Annotated in this window: 16 protein-coding genes and 1 pseudogene; 10 read left to right on the top strand and 7 right to left on the bottom strand. The window is 62.9% G+C overall.

The genetic code is table 11. The annotated features are described in order from the left end of the window. Positions 1 to 283: 283 nt before the first annotated feature. A pseudogene (locus NKI08_RS30245) lies at positions 284 to 424 on the bottom strand (sugar isomerase); the annotation flags it as partial. 26 nt (positions 425 to 450) lie between these two features. Between NKI08_RS30245 and NKI08_RS30250 the strand changes: the two are divergent. Next, a complete protein-coding gene (locus NKI08_RS30250) occupies positions 451 to 585 on the top strand; it encodes a hypothetical protein (protein WP_352470139.1) in 135 nt (44 codons plus the stop codon). Beyond that, positions 582 to 827, top strand: coding sequence for a hypothetical protein (locus tag NKI08_RS30255; protein ID WP_352501723.1), 246 nt, complete (start codon positions 582 to 584; stop codon positions 825 to 827). The genes NKI08_RS30250 and NKI08_RS30255 overlap by 4 nt, the downstream gene beginning before the upstream one ends. Before the next feature lie 67 nt (positions 828 to 894). Here NKI08_RS30255 and rhaI read toward each other — a convergent pair whose 3' ends face one another. Continuing rightward, the gene (rhaI, locus tag NKI08_RS30260; RefSeq protein ID WP_352470137.1) at positions 895 to 2,187 is read right to left on the bottom strand and encodes an L-rhamnose catabolism isomerase; all 1,293 of its coding nucleotides are present in this window, start codon (positions 2,185 to 2,187) and stop codon (positions 895 to 897) included. Positions 2,188 to 2,312: 125 nt separating this feature from the next. Then, positions 2,313 to 4,415, bottom strand: a complete 2,103-nt coding sequence (locus tag NKI08_RS30265) for a bifunctional rhamnulose-1-phosphate aldolase/short-chain dehydrogenase (RefSeq protein WP_352774669.1) — start codon at positions 4,413 to 4,415, stop codon at positions 2,313 to 2,315. 187 nt (positions 4,416 to 4,602) lie between these two features. Here NKI08_RS30265 and NKI08_RS30270 point away from each other — a divergent pair, with 187 nt between their 5' ends. From NKI08_RS30270 to NKI08_RS30300, 7 genes are all read left to right on the top strand, one after another. After that, on the top strand, positions 4,603 to 5,412 hold the full coding sequence (locus NKI08_RS30270; protein WP_352488252.1) for a DeoR/GlpR family DNA-binding transcription regulator: 810 nt from the start codon (positions 4,603 to 4,605) through the stop codon (positions 5,410 to 5,412). A 55-nt stretch (positions 5,413 to 5,467) separates the two neighbouring features. Continuing rightward, a complete protein-coding gene (gene rhaS / locus NKI08_RS30275; RefSeq protein WP_352448664.1) occupies positions 5,468 to 6,463 on the top strand; it encodes a rhamnose ABC transporter substrate-binding protein in 996 nt (331 codons plus the stop codon). Between the two features lie 83 nt (positions 6,464 to 6,546). Further along, complete coding sequence (locus NKI08_RS30280) at positions 6,547 to 8,088, top strand: sugar ABC transporter ATP-binding protein (RefSeq protein WP_352774672.1); 1,542 nt, start codon at positions 6,547 to 6,549, stop codon at positions 8,086 to 8,088. Beyond that, positions 8,085 to 9,062, top strand: coding sequence for an ABC transporter permease (locus tag NKI08_RS30285; protein ID WP_352448662.1), 978 nt, complete (start codon positions 8,085 to 8,087; stop codon positions 9,060 to 9,062). Before NKI08_RS30280 ends, NKI08_RS30285 begins: the two co-directional genes overlap by 4 nt. Then, positions 9,059 to 10,060, top strand: coding sequence for an ABC transporter permease (locus tag NKI08_RS30290; protein ID WP_352774674.1), 1,002 nt, complete (start codon positions 9,059 to 9,061; stop codon positions 10,058 to 10,060). The genes NKI08_RS30285 and NKI08_RS30290 overlap by 4 nt, the downstream gene beginning before the upstream one ends. Further along, the gene (gene rhaM, locus NKI08_RS30295; RefSeq protein ID WP_352448660.1) at positions 10,060 to 10,377 is read left to right on the top strand and encodes an L-rhamnose mutarotase; all 318 of its coding nucleotides are present in this window, start codon (positions 10,060 to 10,062) and stop codon (positions 10,375 to 10,377) included. Before NKI08_RS30290 ends, rhaM begins: the two co-directional genes overlap by 1 nt. Next, a complete protein-coding gene (locus NKI08_RS30300) occupies positions 10,374 to 11,744 on the top strand; it encodes an FGGY-family carbohydrate kinase (protein WP_352448659.1) in 1,371 nt (456 codons plus the stop codon). Before rhaM ends, NKI08_RS30300 begins: the two co-directional genes overlap by 4 nt. Before the next feature lie 36 nt (positions 11,745 to 11,780). On the opposite strand, the gene NKI08_RS30305 is transcribed toward NKI08_RS30300, so the two are convergent. Both NKI08_RS30305 and galE read right to left on the bottom strand, forming a co-directional pair. Beyond that, on the bottom strand, positions 11,781 to 13,031 hold the full coding sequence (locus tag NKI08_RS30305) for a D-amino acid dehydrogenase (protein WP_352774676.1): 1,251 nt from the start codon (positions 13,029 to 13,031) through the stop codon (positions 11,781 to 11,783). Positions 13,032 to 13,074: 43 nt separating this feature from the next. Continuing rightward, positions 13,075 to 14,070, bottom strand: coding sequence for a UDP-glucose 4-epimerase GalE (gene galE / locus NKI08_RS30310; protein WP_352516604.1), 996 nt, complete (start codon positions 14,068 to 14,070; stop codon positions 13,075 to 13,077). A gap of 265 nt (positions 14,071 to 14,335) precedes the next feature. On the opposite strand from galE, the gene hemA reads away from it, so the two are divergent. Further along, positions 14,336 to 15,613 carry a 5-aminolevulinate synthase gene (gene hemA / locus NKI08_RS30315; protein WP_352774678.1) on the top strand — a complete coding sequence of 426 codons (1,278 nt, stop codon included), beginning with the start codon at positions 14,336 to 14,338 and terminating at the stop codon, positions 15,611 to 15,613. A 151-nt stretch (positions 15,614 to 15,764) separates the two neighbouring features. Here hemA and NKI08_RS30320 read toward each other — a convergent pair whose 3' ends face one another. Both NKI08_RS30320 and mscL read right to left on the bottom strand, forming a co-directional pair. Next, the gene (locus NKI08_RS30320) at positions 15,765 to 16,931 is read right to left on the bottom strand and encodes a pyridoxal phosphate-dependent aminotransferase (RefSeq protein ID WP_352488243.1); all 1,167 of its coding nucleotides are present in this window, start codon (positions 16,929 to 16,931) and stop codon (positions 15,765 to 15,767) included. Between the two features lie 111 nt (positions 16,932 to 17,042). After that, a complete protein-coding gene (mscL, locus tag NKI08_RS30325) occupies positions 17,043 to 17,465 on the bottom strand; it encodes a large conductance mechanosensitive channel protein MscL (RefSeq protein ID WP_352488570.1) in 423 nt (140 codons plus the stop codon). Positions 17,466 to 17,689: the final 224 nt, after the last annotated feature.

The following is a 17,689-nucleotide window of genomic DNA, read 5'->3' on the forward strand; positions in this document are numbered from 1 at the left end:
ATACGGATAAGGTGTTCCACGGACGGCTCCCTTGTTTGAGATCTCAACGAACTCATTCTGGCACATCCGATGCCGTCGGGCGCCGTCCACCCCATCATGCCGTAACTGCTGAGCGCCGCAGCGTTGGTAGCAAGGCCACGCTTCATCGCGGCTCTCAGAATTTTTCAGTTATACAGCAACTTTGTTCTTGCTTTGTGCCGGCAGCTATGCTATTAATTTGGATATGGTGCTAATTGGCTCCAACGACCCGCCCTTCGTGGCGGGTTTTCATTTTCAGCCAATATCAAACAATCCCGCCGCCGACGCTCGCCACCGCCGGCCGTTCGGCTGCGACCTTCGCCCGGTAGCCCGCGGCGCGGTAGGCGGCGACCGGATCGATGGCGCCGCCGGTCTTCAGCCGCGCCATGGCAAGGATAGGCCGCAGCCACTGAGCATGGTACAGGCGCAAGCATGGCTGATCCGAAGCAATCCCAGATCCACAACTTCAAGGACGTAGCCCGCGGGCCTGAACGCGACGACGAGAAGCCCTTGGGCGAGCGGCTCAAGAAGCTGGTGAAGTACAAGCCGACAGAGAATTTGACGTGACCGACGAGCAGTTGGTTTTGGTAGCGATCCCATCGCTTGTGGCGGTTCTGCTCAATCGCGAACAGCAAAAGGGCTCGCCTTTGACTGAGGACGAAGTCGTGGCGATCAGGGACAGCGCCGCATGCATGGCGATGCCATACGACGTCGCCGCGCAGGTGGCGAAGAAGCGCGGCTATGATGACATCAGGCTTGAGAATGCTTGGGAAGACTGGAATGCGATCCGCCCAAGCCTGGGCTTATAAACGCAACAATCGCGATTGATTCGCACCGACGACCCGCCTTAGGCGGGTTTTCGTTTTTCAGCCAATATCAAACAATCCCACCGCCGACGCTCGCCACCGCCGGCCGTTCGGCTGCGACCTTCGCCCGGTAGCCCGCGGCGCGGTAGGCGGCGACCGGATCGATGGCGCCGCCGGTCTTCAGCCGCGCCATGGCAAGGATAGGCTCGACGTCGGTGCGATAGGCTGTCTTCAGCGTCTGCGTCGCCATCAGCGCGTCATTGGCGTCCTGGAAGCCTTCGAGCGCCTTGCGGTCGACCAGCAGCGCCTGGGCATAGGCGCGCTGCACCTCGACCGCCGACAACATCAGGCTTTCTATCGGATCGGTGACGTTATGGCTCTGGTCGAGCATGTGGGCCGGATCGAAACCTTCGGCACCGGCAAGCTCGGCATCGACCAGTTCATTGAAGACGAGGAACAGCCGGTAGGGATCGATCGAGCCGGCGTCGAGATCGTCGTCGCCATATTTCGAATCGTTGAAATGGAAGCCGCCAAGTTTCTTGAACTGGATCAGTCGCGACACGATCATCTCGATGTTGACGTTGGGGGCGTGATGGCCAAGGTCGACCAGACAGAACGCCTTGTCGCCAAGCTCGTTGGCGATGATGTAGTTGGTGCCCCAATCCTGCACGACGGTCGAATAGAAGGCCGGCTCGTACATCTTGTGCTCGGTGAACAGTTTCCAGCCGTCCGGCAGTCCGGCATAGATCTCCTTCATCGCGTCGAGATAGCGCTCGAATGCCTTGGCGAAATTGACCTGGCCGGGAAAGTTCGAGCCGTCACCGATCCATACCGTCAGCGCTTTGGAGCCCAGCGTCCTGCCGATCTCGATGCATTCGAGGTTGTGCTCGACCGCCTGCCGGCGTGTCGCTGCATCGGCATGCGACAGCGAGCCGAATTTATAGGAAAGTTTTTGGTCCCTGGCGTCGGAGAAGGTGTTGGAGTTGATGGCGTCGAAGCCGAGGCCGAAGCGGGATGCCGCCTGCTTCAGCCGGTTCGGATCGGCCTTGTCCCAGGGAATATGCAGCGAGACGGTCGGCGTCGCCTGCGTCAATTGCCGGATGACGGCGCAGTCCTCGATCTTGTCGAAAATGTCACGCGGCTCTCCGGCGCCGGGAAAGCGGGCAAAGCGGGTGCCGCCGGTGCCGACGCCCCAGGACGGGATGGCGACGGCGAATTTCTCGACCTTGTCGCGGATGGCATCGATGGCGATGCCGCGGCGGTCGAGGCGCTCGCCGAGGGACTCGTAGTCGCGCTTGAGATTGGCGTTGCGCGCGGCATTATCTTTCTCGACAACATCGGCGGAGATGATGGTTTCGGACACTAAAGTTTCCTCCCAAATGCGTTCGGTTGGCGCTGCCCCTCATCCGCCTGCCGGCACCTTCTCCCCGTATGGTAACGGGGAGAAGGGTAAAGCTCCGGCGTCGGCGCCAACCCTCAAACGACTGCTTATCGCGTAAAGCTCTGTGCGTTGCCGGCGTCGACGTTGATGATGTTGCCGGTCGATTTGGCCGACATATCGGAGGCGAAGAAATAGATCGCCTCGGCGATGTCTTCGGGGAACACCGACCGCTTCAGCATCGAACGCGAGCGGTAGTGCTCCTCGAGATCGTCGGTCGACATCTTGTAGGCGGCGGCGCGCTGTTCCTTCCATTCGCCGGTCCAGATCTTCGAGCCGCGCAGCACGGCGTCGGGGTTGACGACATTGACCCTGATCTGCGCTTCCGCGCCTTCCAGCGCCAGGCAGCGTGCCAGATGGATTTCGGCGGCCTTGGCAGTGCAATAGGCGGCGGCGTTTGGCGATGCGGCAAGCCCATTCTTGGAGGCGACGAAGACGACGTTGCCGCCGATCTTCTGCGCCCGAAACAGCCGGAACGCCTCCCGCGAAACCAGGAAATAGCCGGTCGACAGGATGTCCATGTTCTTGTTCCACAGCGTCAGCGTGGTGTCCTCGATCGGCGCCGAGGAGGCCAGGCCGGCATTGGAGACCAGAATATCGATGCCGCCGAATTCGACTGCCGTTTCGGCAAAGCCGGAGATCACCAGATCCTCGGACGTGACGTTGATGACTACCGGCCGCACGAAATCCTTGCCATAGGCCTTGGCAAGCTCGTCATTGGCGCTGGCAAGGGCTGCTTCGTCGATGTCGGCCAGCACGACGCACGCGCCCTCGCGCAGCAGCCGGCTGGCGGTGGCCCGGCCGATGCCGCCGGCGCCGCCGGTGACCAGCGCAATCTGGCCGGCAAGAGCCTTTGGTTTCGGCAGGCGCTGCAGCTTTGCCTCTTCGAGCAGCCAGTATTCGATGTCGAAGGCTTCCTGGTCGGGCAGGCCGACATAGGTCGAGACCGTCGAGGCACCGCGCATGACGTTGATGGCGTTGACGTAGAATTCGCCCGATATGCGCGCCGTCGCCTTGTCACCGGCGAAGGTGAACATGCCAACGCCGGGCATCAGATAGACGACGGCGTTCGGATCGCGCACCGGTGGCGAATCCGCGTGCTTGCAGCGGTCATAATAAGCCTGATAGCCGACGCGATACTCCGCCACATCATCGGCAAGGCGGGCGATGACGGCATCGACGTCGGGATTTTGGGGGTCGAACTCGATGACCAGCGGCCGGATCTTGGTGCGCAGGAAGTGGTCCGGGCAGGACGTGCCGAGTGCCGCCAGCGGCCGCAAATCCCTGGAATTGACGAATTCGAGCACGGCAGGGGAATCGTCGAAATGGCCGAGCTTGTGGCTGTTCTCCGAGATCAGGCCACGGATCCTCGGCATCAGTTTTGCGGCCACAGCGCGACGCGCAGGCGCATCGAGGGATTTGACGACTTCGCCGCCGAAAATCGGCTTGCCCTGGCTCTTGCGCTCGAACCAGTCGATCGCCTGGTTGATCACCGAGATCGTCGTCTCGTAGCATTCCTTCGGCGTGTCGCCCCAGCTGAACAGGCCATGACTGGCCAGTACGACACCCTTGGCTTCGGGGTTTTCGCGGCAGAATTTCTCCAGCCACAGGCCGAGCTCGAAGCCCGGACGTTTCCATGGCAGCCAGCCGATCGTGTCGCCGAAGATCTCCTTGGTCAGCGCCTGCGAATCCTTGGCGGCGGCAATGGCGATGATGGCATCGGGATGCATATGGTCGACATAAGGCTTCGGCACGAAGGCATGCAGCGGCGTGTCGATGGAAGCCGCGCGCGGGTTGAGGTTGAAGGTGCAATGGGGCAGATAGCCGACCATCTCGTCTTCATGTTCGAGGCCGCGATAGAGACCTTTCAGCGCCCGCAATTTGTCCATGTAGAGCGTGGCGAAGCCGTCGAGCTTGATCGAGGCGCTGTCGCCGCCCGAGCCCTTGACCCACAGCACTTCCACGCTCTCGCCGGTGAGCGGATCGTTTTGCCAGATCTTGGAGGAGGTGTTCCCGCCGCCATAATTGGTGACGCGCTTGTCGGAGCCAAGAACATTCGAGCGATAGACCAGACGTTCGGGCTCGCTCATTGCTTGCGCTTTTGCGTCATCCCAACGATTGGCGAGGCGCGTGCCGGAGCGCTTGTCGAGCATAGGTATCCTCCCTTTGGGACACGCAAACGGCGCGCGTCCCTTTTGTACGAATTTCTACGCAAGCGGCGGCCTTGTCAATCACAAACGATCAATATCAGTCATATTGCATTGCACAATGAAATTATCTGATCGGAAATGATTGACACTGCGCGCTTTGGGTGACTAGATGCTCCGGCAGGGAGGAACCATGCACGAGAAAGAGCGCCACAGGATCATTCTGTCCGCCGTCCAGGAAAAGCCTGTGGTGACGGTGCAGGAGATGGTCGACCTGACGGAGTCGTCGGAGGCGACGATCCGGCGCGACATCGCGGCATTGCATGTGCAAAAACGGCTGCGCCGGGTGCGCGGCGGCGCCGAGGCGCTTTCGCCGCCGCAGTTCATCGGCCTTGCCGGCCGGCCCTTTTCCGTCAACGAGACCATCAACGCTTCGCAGAAGCGGGCAATCGCGCGGGAAGCCGTCGAACTGTGCAAGGACGGCGAGCCGATCATCATCAATGGCGGCACCACCACCTTCCAGATGGTGCATTTCCTGACCGGCCGCCGCATGCCGATCTTCACCAATTCCTTCCCGATCGCGGAGCACTTGCTCAGGCACTCAAAGAACACGGTGATGCTGTCGGGCGGCACCATCTACCGCGAGCAGAACATCATCCTGTCGCCGTTCGACAATGACGTGACGCGCAATTTCTACGCGCGCCGCATGTTCATGGGCGCGCAAGGGCTGGGGCCGCTCGGTCTTATGGAAGGCGACCCGCTGCTGATCCAGGCCGAGCAGAAACTGATCGACCAGGCAGACGAATTGGTGGTGCTGGTCGATTCCTCGAAGTTCCGCAAACGCTCGAGCCTGATCCTGTGCGGCCTGTCGCGCATCGCCACGGTGATCACCGACGACGCCATCGAGGATCGCGAAGCCAAGATGCTGGAGACCGCCGGCGTGACGCTGATCATCGCCCGCACAACGGCAACCAACAAGGAAGAATCTTCGCTGCAGGCCTGAGAACCACTCGCGCCCGCAGCGGCGATGGAATGCAACGCTCAAGGGAGGATATTCGATGAGCTTTCTGAAGAAACTGATGGTTACGGCGGCGTTCTCCGCCGCCATGTTCGTGAATGCCGCCTATGCCGAAAACGTCAAGATCGCGCTGGTGGTGAAGTCGCTCGGCAACGGCTTCTTCGACGCCGCCAACAAGGGCGCCGAAGAGGCGGCCAAGGAGCTCGGCGATGTCGATATCATCTACACCGGCCCGACCAAGGCGACCGCCGAAGCGCAGATCGAAGTGGTCAATTCGCTGATCGCCCAGAAGGTCAATGCCATCGCCATTTCGGCGAACGACGCCGACGCGCTGGTGCCAGTGCTGAAGAAGGCGATGCAGCGCGGCATTACCGTCATCTCGTGGGATTCAGGCGTCGCGCCGGAAGGACGCCAGCTTCACCTCAACCCCTCCGATACCAACCTGATCGGTGAGACCATCATCAAGCTGGCCGCCGACTACCTGCCGGAAGGCGGCGATGTCGCCATCCTGTCGGCTTCTTCGACCGCGACCAACCAGAATGCCTGGATCGACGCGGCCAAGAAGGTGCTGCCGGAGAAGTTCCCCAAGATCAAGCTCGTCGCCACCGTCTATGGCGATGACGACTCGGCCAAGAGCACGGACGAAGCCAAGGGCCTGCTGAAGTCCTATCCGAACCTCAAGGCGATCATCGCACCGACCACGGTCGGCGTCGTTGCCGCGGCGCAGGTGGTGACCGATGAAGGCCTGATCGGCAAGGTCAACGTCACCGGCCTGGCGCTGCCGTCGGAGTTCAAAAAGTTCATCGACAATGGCGCCAGCCAGGCGGTTGCGCTGTGGAACCCGATCGATCTCGGCTACTCCGCCGTCTACCTCGCCCACGACCTGGCGGTGAAGAAGGAAGAGGCCAAGCCCGGTGCTACGCTGTCGATCGGCCGCGTCGGCAAGGTCACGCTCGACGACACCAACTCGGCTGCGATGGCTCCGCCCTTCCAGTTCGACAAGTCGAACATCGAAAAGTTCTCCAAGATCTATTGATCCGGGGACCTTCGAAAGGGTGCGGCGGGGCTCAGGTTCCGCCGCGCTTTCAAACGAACCTTGCTACAGGGCTTGATACGATCATGGACACGACAGCCCAGCACGAAGTGGCAAATGAAGCGCCTTTGTCATCCGGACCGCGCCTGACGCTGTCCGGCATCTCGAAAAGCTTTCCCGGCGTGCGGGCGCTGCACAATGTCGGCCTGTCGCTCTATCCCGGCCAGGTAACCGCGCTGATCGGCGAAAACGGCGCCGGCAAGTCGACGCTGGTCAAGATCATGACCGGCATCTACCAGCCGGATGCTGGCACGATCAGCATCGACGGCCAGCCGGTCACACTGCCCAGCGCCCACGCCGCGTTCGGGCATGGCATCACCGCCATCCACCAGGAAACCGTGCTGTTCGACGACCTGACGGTGGCCGAAAACATCTTCCTCGGCCATGCGCCGCGCACGCGTTTCAAAACCATCGACTGGCGTACCATGCGCAAGAATGCCCGCGAGGTGCTCGACACGATGGGCGCCGGCCATATCGACGCCGACGCCAGGCTGAAGGATCTCGGCATTGCCAACAAGCACCTAGTCGCGGTTGCCCGCGCCATGTCCATCGACGCGCGGATCGTCATCATGGACGAGCCGACGGCAGCGCTTTCGATGAAGGAGATCGAAGAGCTTTTCCTGCTGATCGAATTCCTCAAGAGCGACGGCAAGGCGATCCTGTTCATCAGCCACAAATTCGATGAGATCTACCGCATCGCCGACCGCTATACCGTGTTCCGCGACGGCGAGATGGTCGGCGAAGGCCTGATCAAGGACGCCGGCCAGAGCCAGATCGTACGCATGATGGTCGGCCGCTCGGTCGATCACATCTTTCCGCAGCGCAAGGCCGAGATCGGCGCGCCGGTGCTGGCCGTCTCCGGCCTGTCGCACCCGACCGAGTTCGACGACATAGGCTTCGAGCTGCACAGGGGCGAAATCCTCGGCTTCTACGGCCTTGTCGGCGCCGGGCGCAGCGAGGTGATGCAGGCGATATCAGGCATCACCCGCACCAGCGGCGGCACGATCACGCTGGAGGGTAAGGCAATCGCGCCGAAATCGGCGGCGGATTCGATCGACGCCGGCATCGTCTATGTGCCGGAGGAGCGCGGCAAGCAAGGCGTGGTGATCGGCCTGCCGATCTTCCAGAATGTCTCGCTGCCCTCGCTCAAACGGACATCCAAATCCGGCATATTGCGGCTGGCCGAAGAGTTCGCGCTGGCCCGCTCCTACACCGAGCGGCTCGATCTGCGCGCCTCCTCGCTCAGCCAGGACGTCGGCACGCTGTCGGGCGGCAACCAGCAGAAGATCGTCATCGCCAAATGGCTGGCGACCGCGCCCAAGGTGATCATCCTGGACGAGCCGACCAAGGGCATCGACATCGGCTCGAAGGCGGCCGTGCACGGCTTCATGGCCGAGCTCGTCGAGCAAGGCCTGTCGGTGATCATGGTGTCGTCCGAATTGCCGGAAATTCTCGGCATGTCGGACCGCGTCGTGGTTATGCGCGAGGGCCGCATTGCCGCGGTCTACGACAATAAAGGGCTCGACGCCGAAACTTTGGTCAGGACGGCAGCGGGGATCGCGGCATGAAGGCTCTTCTCAAACATCGCGAGGTCTGGCTGCTGGCGGCAATCGTCGTGCTGATCGGGCTGATCTCCACGCGGTTTCCAGGTTTTGCCGATCCGGCCAACCTGCGCCAGGTGTTCAACGACACGTCGATCCTGATGATCCTGGCGCTCGGCCAAATGGTCGTCATCCTGACCCGCTCGATCGACCTGTCGATGGCTTCAAATCTCTGCTTCACCGGCATGGTGGTGGCAATGCTGAACGCCGCGCATCCGGCGATCCCGATCCCGCTGCTGATCGTCATCGCACTGCTGGTCGGCCTGGTGCTCGGCGCCATCAACGGCCTGCTGGTATGGCGGCTGAACATTCCCTCGATCGTGGTAACGCTCGGCACCCTCACCATCTACCGCGGCGCCACGTTCGTCATTTCAGGCGGCGCCTGGGTCAACGCCGACCAGATGAGCGCTGATTTCATCGGGTTGCAGCGCGCGGCTTTCCTCGGCATTCCGGTACTGTCGTGGATCGCCCTGCTGGTTATTGCGCTGTTTTTCCTGGTGATGACGCGCACCGCGCTCGGCCGCTCGATCTATGCCATCGGCGTCAACCCGACCGCATCGGTCTATGCCGGCATCGATGTCGGCCGGACGAAATTCATCGTCTTCTGCATTTCGGGGATGATCGGCGGCCTCTGCGGCTATCTATGGATTTCGCGCTACGTCATCGCCTCGGTCGAGGTCGCCAACGGCTATGAGCTCAACATCATCGCCGCCTGCGTCATCGGCGGCATCTCGATCGCCGGCGGCATCGGCTCGGTCGGCGGCGCGGTGCTCGGCGCGCTGTTCCTCGGCATCATCTCCAACGCGCTGCCGGTGATCAACATCTCACCCTTCTGGCAGATGGCGATTTCAGGCAGCGCCATCATCCTGGCCGTGGTGCTCAACGCGCGCGGCGAACGCCGGCAAGGCCGCATCATCCTCAAGAAGGCGGAAGCGGCATGACCGACACCCCTGCCCCACGCCATATTCCCGACCGGCTCGACAAGCCGCTGACGTCGGCGATCTTCTCATGGGAGGCGCTGCTGGTCGTCGTGGCGGTTGCCATCTTTGCCGTCAACAGCTTTGCCTCGCCCTATTTCCTCGACGCGTGGTCGCTGTCGGACCTGACCTTCAACTTCACGGAAAAGGCGCTGATCGCGCTGGCCATGGCGCTGCTGATCATCTCCGGCGAAATCGACCTGTCGGTGGCCGCCATCATCGCGCTGGCGTCAACAATGATGGGCATGGCGGTGCAGGCCGGCGCCGGCATGCCTGAACTGGTGGCAATCGGCCTCGTCGTCGGGCTCGGCTGCGGCGCCTTCAACGGACTGCTCGTCACCAGGCTCGGCTTGCCGTCGATCGTCGTCACCATCGGCACGATGAGCCTGTTTCGCGGCATTGCCTTCATCATCCTGGGCGACCAGGCCTACAAGGGCTATCCCGCGAGCTTCGCCTTCTTCGGCCAGGGCTATGTCTGGTGGGTGGTGTCGTTCGAACTGACGCTTTTCCTGATCGTGGCAGTCGTCTACTGGTTCCTTCTGCACCGGACGAGCTTCGGCCGCCGGGTCTTTGCCATCGGCAACAACCCGGTCGCGGCGCAGTTTTCCGGCGTACGCGTCGGCCGTATCAAATTCATCCTGTTTTGCCTGACCGGCCTGATGGCGGGCATCGCCTCGGTGCTGATCACATCGCGGCTCGGCTCGACCCGGCCGTCCATCGCACAGGGCTACGAGCTGGAAGTCATCACCATGGTGGTGCTCGGCGGCGTCAGCATCCTGGGCGGCGCCGGCAGCATTCTGGGTGTGGTGCTGGCCGCCTTCATCATGGGACTGGTGACCTTCGGCCTCGGCCTGCTCAACGTGCCGGGGATCGTTATGTCGATCTTCATCGGCCTGCTGCTGATCATCGTCATCGCGCTGCCGATCCTGTGGCGGCGAGTACGGCGGGAGCGCTTTGCCTGATGCCGGAGAAATACGCGTTCAAGATGAAGCTCAATCCGGGCATGAAGGCGGAATACAAGAGGCGCCACGACGACATCTGGCCGTCGCTGGTCGCGCTGCTCAAGCAGGCCGGTATCTCCGATTACTCGATCCATCTCGACGAAGAGACCAACACCTTGTTCGGCGTGCTGTGGCGCCGTGACGACCATGGCATGGACGAATTGCCGAAGCATCCGGTGATGCAGCGTTGGTGGGCCGAGATGGCGGACATCATGGAGACCAAGCCGAACAACGAGCCGGTGGCGGTGCCGCTGGAAACAATGTTCCATATGGAATGACCCGCCACGTCGCCGTCATCGATATCGGCAAGACCAACGCCAAGGTGGCGCTGGTCGATCTTGCCGCGGCAAGCGAAGTCGCGCTGCGCAGGATGGTGAACGAGCCGGTTCGGCAAGGCCCGTACCCGCACCATGACGTCGAGCGGTTATGGGCGTTTATCCTTGGCAGCCTGGCCGAGATCGATCGCGAGCAGCGCATCGATGCGATATCGATCACCACCCATGGCGCTACGGGCGTGCTGGTCGACGCATCAGGCGAACTGGCGCTGCCGGTGCTCGACTACGAATTCGACGGGCCGGATGCCCTTGCCGGGGACTATGACACGATCCGTCCGGCGTTCTCCGAGACCGGCACGCCGCGCCTGCCGGCCGGCCTCAATCTCGGCGCGCAGCTGTTCTGGCAGCAGAAGCGCTTTCCGGCGGATTTCGCCAGAACCGCCGCGATCCTGATGTATCCGCAATACTGGGCCTTGCGCCTGACCGGCGTCGCCGCCAGCGAGGTGACTTCGCTCGGCTGCCACACCGATCTGTGGAACCCGTGGAAAGCGGATTTTTCGTCGCTGGTCGACCGGCTGCAATGGCGCCGGCTAATGGCGCCGGTGCGGCAGGCCAAGGACCGCTTGGGCCCGATCCTGCCCGCTCTCGCGCGGCAAACCGGCCTCGACCCGCAAACGCCGGTGTTTTGCGGCCTGCACGATTCCAACGCCTCGCTGCTGCCGCATCTCCTGTCCGACAGACCGCCTTTCTCCGTGGTCTCGACCGGCACCTGGGTGGTGTCGATGGCAGTCGGCGGCAACAAGATCGCGCTCGACCCGGCACGCGATACGCTGGTCAATGTCAACGCGCTCGGCGATCCCGTGCCCTCGGCGCGCTTCATGGGTGGCCGCGAGTTTTCCGTGCTGACCGAGGGCCAATCGGAGAACTGGACGGAAGACGATGTTGCCACGGTGCTAGCGCGCAAGACGTCCCTATTGCCCTCGACCCAACAGGGTTCGGGGCCGTTTCCGCATCATACCGCATCATGGCTTAACGCGGACGGTATGAGCGTCGGCCAGCGCTTTGTCGCCATCTCGTTCTACCTGGCGCTGATGACCGCGACCTGCCTCGACCTGATCGGCGCGGACGGTCCCACCATCGTCGAAGGACCCTTCGCCCGCAACCGGCTGTTCACCCGCATGCTGGCTGCGGCGGCGGCGCGCGCCGTCATTGCCTCCGAGGCTGCGACAGGCACCAGCATCGGCGCCGCCTTGCTGGCGTCGGACCAGGGGACACCGCAAGGCAGAGGCGAAAGGACCGAACCGTCGGCCGATCCACTCTGGACCAGTTACGTGCGCTCCTGGCGTTCGGCGGTCGACGAACGAGCCTGACCGCCGAGCTCATGGCGCCCTGATGTCCGGAGATGCCTAGTTCCTGTAGAGCAATCCTTGCGGATCGATCTCCGGCTTGCGGCCGGCGACCACGTCAGCAAGGAATTTTCCCGAACCGCAGGCCATGGTCCAGCCGAGATGGCCGTGGCCGGTGTCGAGGTAGAGATTGTCGTACCGCGCCCGGCCGATGACCGGCACGGAGTTCGGCATCATCGGGCGAAGTCCAGCCCAGAGCTCAGCCTTGCTCTCGTCGAAAGCGCCGGGGAACAGGTCCTTGCCGGTGTTCAGGATCGAGTTGAAATCACGTGGCTTGAACGTGCGGTCGAACCCGGTGAACTCCGCCGTCGAGGTCATCCGCAGCCGATTTCCCAGCCTGGAATAGCCGATCAGCCGGTCCTCGTCGGCGCCGCCCATGATCGGCCCCTTGCTTCCATCTTCCAGTGGAACAGTCACGGTATAGCCCTTCACGGGATAGACGGGCAGGTCGATGCCGTAGCGGCGGCCGAGCAGACCGCTCTCCGGCCCCATGGAAATGACCACCGCGTCGCCGATTATCGGGCCGGCCGAGGTCATCACCGCGCGCACTCGGCCACCGTCGATGTCGAGGCCTTCGACAGTGGTGCCGTAGAGGAATTGGACGCCGAGTTTCTCGGCGGCATAGGCAGCGAGGCGCTGCGTGAATTGGCTGGAGTCGCCGGTCTGGTCGATCGGCGAATAGACGCCGCCGGCTATCTTGTCCTTGGCGCCGGCAAGGCCGGGCTCGAGCTCGACCAGCCGTTCGCGGCCGACGATCTCGATCGGCAGGCCGTGTTCGCCGAGATAGCGATAATTGTCGGTGCCGGTATCGAAGCTCTGCTGCGAGCGGAAGAAATAGAGAATGCCTTTCTTGCGCTCGTCGTAGTGGATGCCGGTTTCGGCGGAGACGGCGTTGATGCAGTCGCGCGAATAGAGCGCCAGACGCAGCTTGACGTCGGTGTTGGCGCGCATGCGCTTATGCGTGCATTGGCGCAGGAAGCGCAGGCTCCAGGCGAAAAAATACGGATCGAAGCGCAGCCGCACCTTGATGCCGAGATCGTGGTTGTAGAGGCCGCGCAGGAACGTCTTCAGCGCGGCGGGCGAGGCCCAGGCGGTGGCGTCTCCGGGCGACACCAGGCCGGCATTCGACCGGCTGGTGCCGCGTGCTGCCGCCGGATGGCGCTCGATCACCGTCACCTCATGGCCGTCGCTGGCCAGATAATAGGCCGCCGCCGTACCGACGACGCCGGCCCCAAGCACCAGGATTTTCATTCCGCCCCCAGCGCGCTGAACCAACCTTTGCGGAGAGCCCACTTCACCCCAGAGCCGAATTCTTGCTGGTCAGGATGCGCTCCCAGGCAAGCGCATCGGCAACTATCTGGTCGAGGTTGTCGCGCTGCGGGGTCCAGCCGAGCTCGCCGCGCGCCAGCTCCGAATTGGCGACGACCGCGGCGGCGTCGCCGGCGCGGCGATCGCCCATCCGCACGTCGAAATCATGGCCGAAGACGCGGCGGACGCTGTCGATGACCTCGAGCACCGAATAGCCGTGGCTGTAACCACAATTGGCGACCAGGCTCGATCCGCCGGCACGCAGCCGCTGAAGCGCCAGCCGATGCGCCGCCGCCAGGTCGCTGACGTGGATGTAGTCGCGCATGCAGGTACCGTCCGGTGTCGGATAGTCGGTGCCGAACACCTGCATGAAGGGGCGCTTGCCGAGCGCCGTCTCGCAAGCGACCTTGATCAGATGCGTGGCACCGGGCGTCGATTGGCCGGTGCGGCCCTTCGGATCGGCGCCGGCGACGTTGAAATAGCGCAGCGCCGTATAGCGCAACCCATGGGCAATCGCCGCGTCGCGCAGCATCCATTCGCTCATCAGCTTGGACAGGCCATAGGGCGATTCCGGCGCAAGCCGGGCATCCTCGCGCACCGGCTCCAGGCCGGCGCCGCCATAGACGGCGGCGGTCGAGGAAAAGATAAAATTGGGCACGCCTTCGCGCACCGCGGTCTCGATCAAGGTGCGCGTCTTGCAGGTATTGTTCTCGTAATAGGCAAGCGGGTCAGCGACCGATTCGGGGACCACGATCGAGCCGGCGAAATGGATAATCGCGTCGACCTTATTGTCGCGAATGATCGAGGCGACCAGTTCCCTGTCGGCGACGTCGCCGACGACGAGCTTTGCTTCCGGGGCCACCGCCCATTCAAAGCCGGTAGAAAGCCGGTCGAGGACGACGACGCTGTCGCCCGTGTCCAGCAATTCCCAGACCATATGGCTACCGATATAGCCGGCACCGCCTGTCACCAAAACCGTCATCCGCATCCTCGCTATTCATGATTTATCGGAACTGTCTCAATCGTCGCCGTACTGGAAAATCTGCCGCCAGGCCATTAAAACCTGCGGTAACCAGTCTCATCGGCGCGTGGCATTGTCCTGAAACAAGATTGATCCACATCAAGGGAATAGGCCACGTTCCGTGGTCGTTAGGAACAGGCTCGGGGCGTGGCATTTTGACCAAAAAGGCCAGGTGGACGATGAATGGGCCAATGACTATGATCCCGCGCAAAACTGGGAAGGCGACATGAATTACCAGCGGTTTTTCGAGGAAGCGATCGACCAGCTCCATGCGGAGCGTCGCTACCGCGTCTTCGCCGACCTTGAGCGTATCGTCGGGAAATTCCCGCGCGCCATCTGGCGCGCCAATGGCCGCGCCGAGGAAATCACCGTCTGGTGCTCCAACGACTATCTCGGCATGGGCCAGCATCCCGACGTCATTGCCGCGTTCCAGAAGGCGGCAGGCAAGATGGGGTCGGGGGCCGGCGGCACCCGCAACATTTCCGGCACCAGCAACCCGCTGGTCGAGCTCGAACTGGAGCTGGCCGACCTGCACGACAAGGAAGCCGCACTGGTTTTCACCTCCGGCTTCGTTTCCAACGAGGCGTCGATCTCGACCATTGCAAAGCTGCTTCCCAATTGCCTGATCATCTCGGACGAGCTCAACCACGCTTCGATGATCGAGGGCGTGCGGCGCTCGGGCGCCGAGAAGAAGATCTTCCGCCATAACGACGTCGCGCATCTCGAAAGCCTGCTGCAGACGGCCGGCCGCGAGCGCGCCAAGCTGATTGTCTTCGAGAGCGTCTATTCGATGGACGGCGACATCGCGCCGATCAAGCAGATCGTCGACCTCGCCGAGCGCTACAACGCCATGACCTACATCGACGAGGTCCACGCCGTCGGCATGTACGGGCCGCGCGGCGGCGGCATCACCGAGCGCGAAGGGCTGGCCGACCGCATCGACATCATCGAGGGCACGCTGGCCAAGGCGTTCGGCACGCTTGGTGGCTACATCGCCGGCACCGGCGCCGTGATCGACGCGGTGCGCTCCTATGCGCCGGGCTTCATCTTCACCACGGCGTTGCCGCCGGCGATCGCTGCCGCGGCAACCACCTCGATCCGCCATCTCAAGCGCTCGCAGGCCGAGCGCGATGCGCAGCTGCGTCAGGCGACGCGGACCAAGCAAGTGCTGGCCGCGGCCGGCCTGCCGGTGATGGAGTCGCCTACCCACATCGTGCCCCTTCTGGTCGGCGATCCCGAGCTCTGCAAGATGGCCAGCGACCGCCTGCTCGGTGTGCACGGCATCTACATCCAGCCGATCAACTACCCGACAGTGCCGCGCGGCACCGAGCGGCTGCGCATCACGCCGACACCGTTCCATTCGGACGCGTTGATTGCGTCCCTGCAGGACGCGCTGGTCGAGACATGGGATGCGTTGGGGATTCCTTACGGTTCGGCGGGCCGACCGTCGGTCGCCAAGAGCGACCGCGTCATTCCGTTGCTGGTGCCGAAGTCGGGCGGCTGAAGCCCGTTTGAAACTCTACTCCGGCGGCCATCTGACGCGGCTTTCTGCGCTTCCGGTGCTCACGGACCCAAATGTCCGCTGCGCTCCGGTTCTCGAAACCCACGCCAGCTGACTCGCCGGAGCGAGTTTGAACTCGGGGCTTCGAGGCAGCTCACATATTCTTCATCCATTTCGCCAGCCGGTGCGCGGCTTCCTCGAGCTGGTCGAGACGGCGGTGGAAGCATAGCCTGAGAAAGGATTCGCCGCCGGGGCCGAAGGCGGTGCCGGGAGCCAGGCCGACATTGGCGCGGTCGACCATGTCGAAGGCCGCGGCGCGGGAATCGGTGATGCCGTCGACCGCGAAGAACAGATAGAATGCGCCCTGCGGCACGGTGAACCGCGCCCTGCCGGTTTCGGCGAGAATGCCGCACACCAGGTCGCGCGCCGCCCTCGCCCGCTCCACCTGCTCGACGATGAAGGCGTCGCCCTCATCGAGGGCAACGACGGCGCCGCGCTGCATGAACTGCGCAACGCCGGACGTCGAATACTGGACCAGGTTCTCGAACACCTGCTGCAAGGCGGGATGGATCTTGATCCAGCCGATGCGCCAGCCGGTCATCGCCCAGTTCTTGGAAAAGGAATTGACGAACAGGATGCGATCCTCATCGGCCATGATGTCGATGAAGGACGGCGCGCGACTATCGCCGTAATGAAACAGCGAATAGATCTCGTCGGCGATGATCCACAGGCCCCTTTCGCGGGCAAGGTCGAGGATCGCCTGCAGCGTCTCCTTGTCGGCGGTCCAGCCGGTCGGGTTGGACGGCGTGTTGACGAACAGCGCCTTGGTCCGCGGCGTGATCGCGGCTGCGATCTTGTCGACATCGCAGGACCAGCCATTGCCCGACTGGTCGAGCGTGACCGCGACCGGCACGGCGCCGGCGACGCCGGCGGCGGCGGCGAAGTTCGGCCATGCCGGCGACAGGTAGACGAGTTCGTCGCCCTTGCCGGCCACCGCGTCGATGGCCATCTGGATGGCATGCATGCCGGAGCCGGTGACGATGAATTCCTCGTTGGCGAAAGTCTTGCCGAAATGCCTGGTGTAGTAGCGGGCGAGTGCCTGCCTGAGTTCGGGAATGCCCCGCTGCCAGGTGTAGAAGGTTTCACCGCCGGCGAGTGCCTTGGCGGCGGCATCAGTGATGAAGGCAGGCGTCGGCAGGTCGCCCTCGCCGGCCCAGAGCGGGATCATGCCGTCGCGGCCGCGGCCACGGTTCATGACGGCGACAATGCCGCTTTCAGGCGCCGCCCGCGCTTCGGCGCGCAGAGTATCGATCAGGGTCATGGATGGGTCCGTTTTCGTTTGCTCGACTGCTAGCGTGTTTCAGGGCGGACGAAAACAGAAAACCCCGGCCGCAGGCGACCGGGGTTTTGGTCCAGAAAGTTGCCGCAGGCGCTATTTTCTGGCGAGGAGATCGCGAATTTCGGTGAGCAGCGCGACGTCGGCCGGTGGCGGGGCAACCGGGGCGGCCGGTTTCTCGCGCTCCAGCCGCTGGCGCAGATTGTTCACCGCCTTGACCATCAGGAAGATGATGAAGGCGAGAATGAGAAAATTCAGCGCCACGGTGATGAAGCTGCCATAGGCGAAGACCGCGCCCTGTTTCTTTGCCTCAGCCAGCGATGTGGCGTTAACGGCCGAGGACAAGGGCAGAAAATAGTTGTTGAAGTCCAATCCGCCCAAAATCGCCCCGATGACCGGCATGATGATGTCGTCGACCAGCGAGGTGACGATCTTGCCGAAGGCAGCGCCAATGATGACGGCGACGGCCAGGTCCATCACATTGCCCCTTGAAATGAATTCCTGAAATTCTTTCAGCATTCGACCCTCCTTGTCCTGACCGGCCGTGCTGCCGTCCACGCCTCGGCATCGACCGGCCGGCAGAATAGCAAAAACCTGCGGTTGCGACAGGCGCAAAGACGTGTTTCCCCGGCCTTGATTGTGCGAAGCCGCGGCCATAATGCGCCGAAAGCCGCGATGGACTCGGTCGCCAAGCTGTGATTGCGTCTGCAAGGCCGGATGAAAAAGCCGGCGCAGGGAGGAAG

It is taken from the genome of Mesorhizobium sp. M0768, from assembly GCF_040320195.1.
Classification (GTDB): Bacteria; Pseudomonadota; Alphaproteobacteria; order Rhizobiales; family Rhizobiaceae; genus Mesorhizobium.

Coding starts and splice junctions, on each gene's coding strand:
- NKI08_RS30305 (WP_352774676.1), bottom strand. CDS start 13,031: ATGAAAATCCTGGTGCTTGGGGCCGGCGTCGTCGGTACGGCGGCGGCC.
- NKI08_RS30290 (WP_352774674.1), top strand. CDS start 9,059: ATGACCGACACCCCTGCCCCACGCCATATTCCCGACCGGCTCGACAAG.
- NKI08_RS30285 (WP_352448662.1), top strand. CDS start 8,085: ATGAAGGCTCTTCTCAAACATCGCGAGGTCTGGCTGCTGGCGGCAATC.
- rhaM (WP_352448660.1), top strand. CDS start 10,060: ATGCCGGAGAAATACGCGTTCAAGATGAAGCTCAATCCGGGCATGAAG.
- NKI08_RS30270 (WP_352488252.1), top strand. CDS start 4,603: ATGCACGAGAAAGAGCGCCACAGGATCATTCTGTCCGCCGTCCAGGAA.
- galE (WP_352516604.1), bottom strand. CDS start 14,070: ATGACGGTTTTGGTGACAGGCGGTGCCGGCTATATCGGTAGCCATATG.
- NKI08_RS30265 (WP_352774669.1), bottom strand. CDS start 4,415: ATGCTCGACAAGCGCTCCGGCACGCGCCTCGCCAATCGTTGGGATGAC.
- NKI08_RS30250 (WP_352470139.1), top strand. CDS start 451: ATGGCTGATCCGAAGCAATCCCAGATCCACAACTTCAAGGACGTAGCC.
- NKI08_RS30280 (WP_352774672.1), top strand. CDS start 6,547: ATGGACACGACAGCCCAGCACGAAGTGGCAAATGAAGCGCCTTTGTCA.
- NKI08_RS30300 (WP_352448659.1), top strand. CDS start 10,374: ATGACCCGCCACGTCGCCGTCATCGATATCGGCAAGACCAACGCCAAG.
- rhaS (WP_352448664.1), top strand. CDS start 5,468: ATGAGCTTTCTGAAGAAACTGATGGTTACGGCGGCGTTCTCCGCCGCC.
- hemA (WP_352774678.1), top strand. CDS start 14,336: ATGAATTACCAGCGGTTTTTCGAGGAAGCGATCGACCAGCTCCATGCG.
- NKI08_RS30320 (WP_352488243.1), bottom strand. CDS start 16,931: ATGACCCTGATCGATACTCTGCGCGCCGAAGCGCGGGCGGCGCCTGAA.
- mscL (WP_352488570.1), bottom strand. CDS start 17,465: ATGCTGAAAGAATTTCAGGAATTCATTTCAAGGGGCAATGTGATGGAC.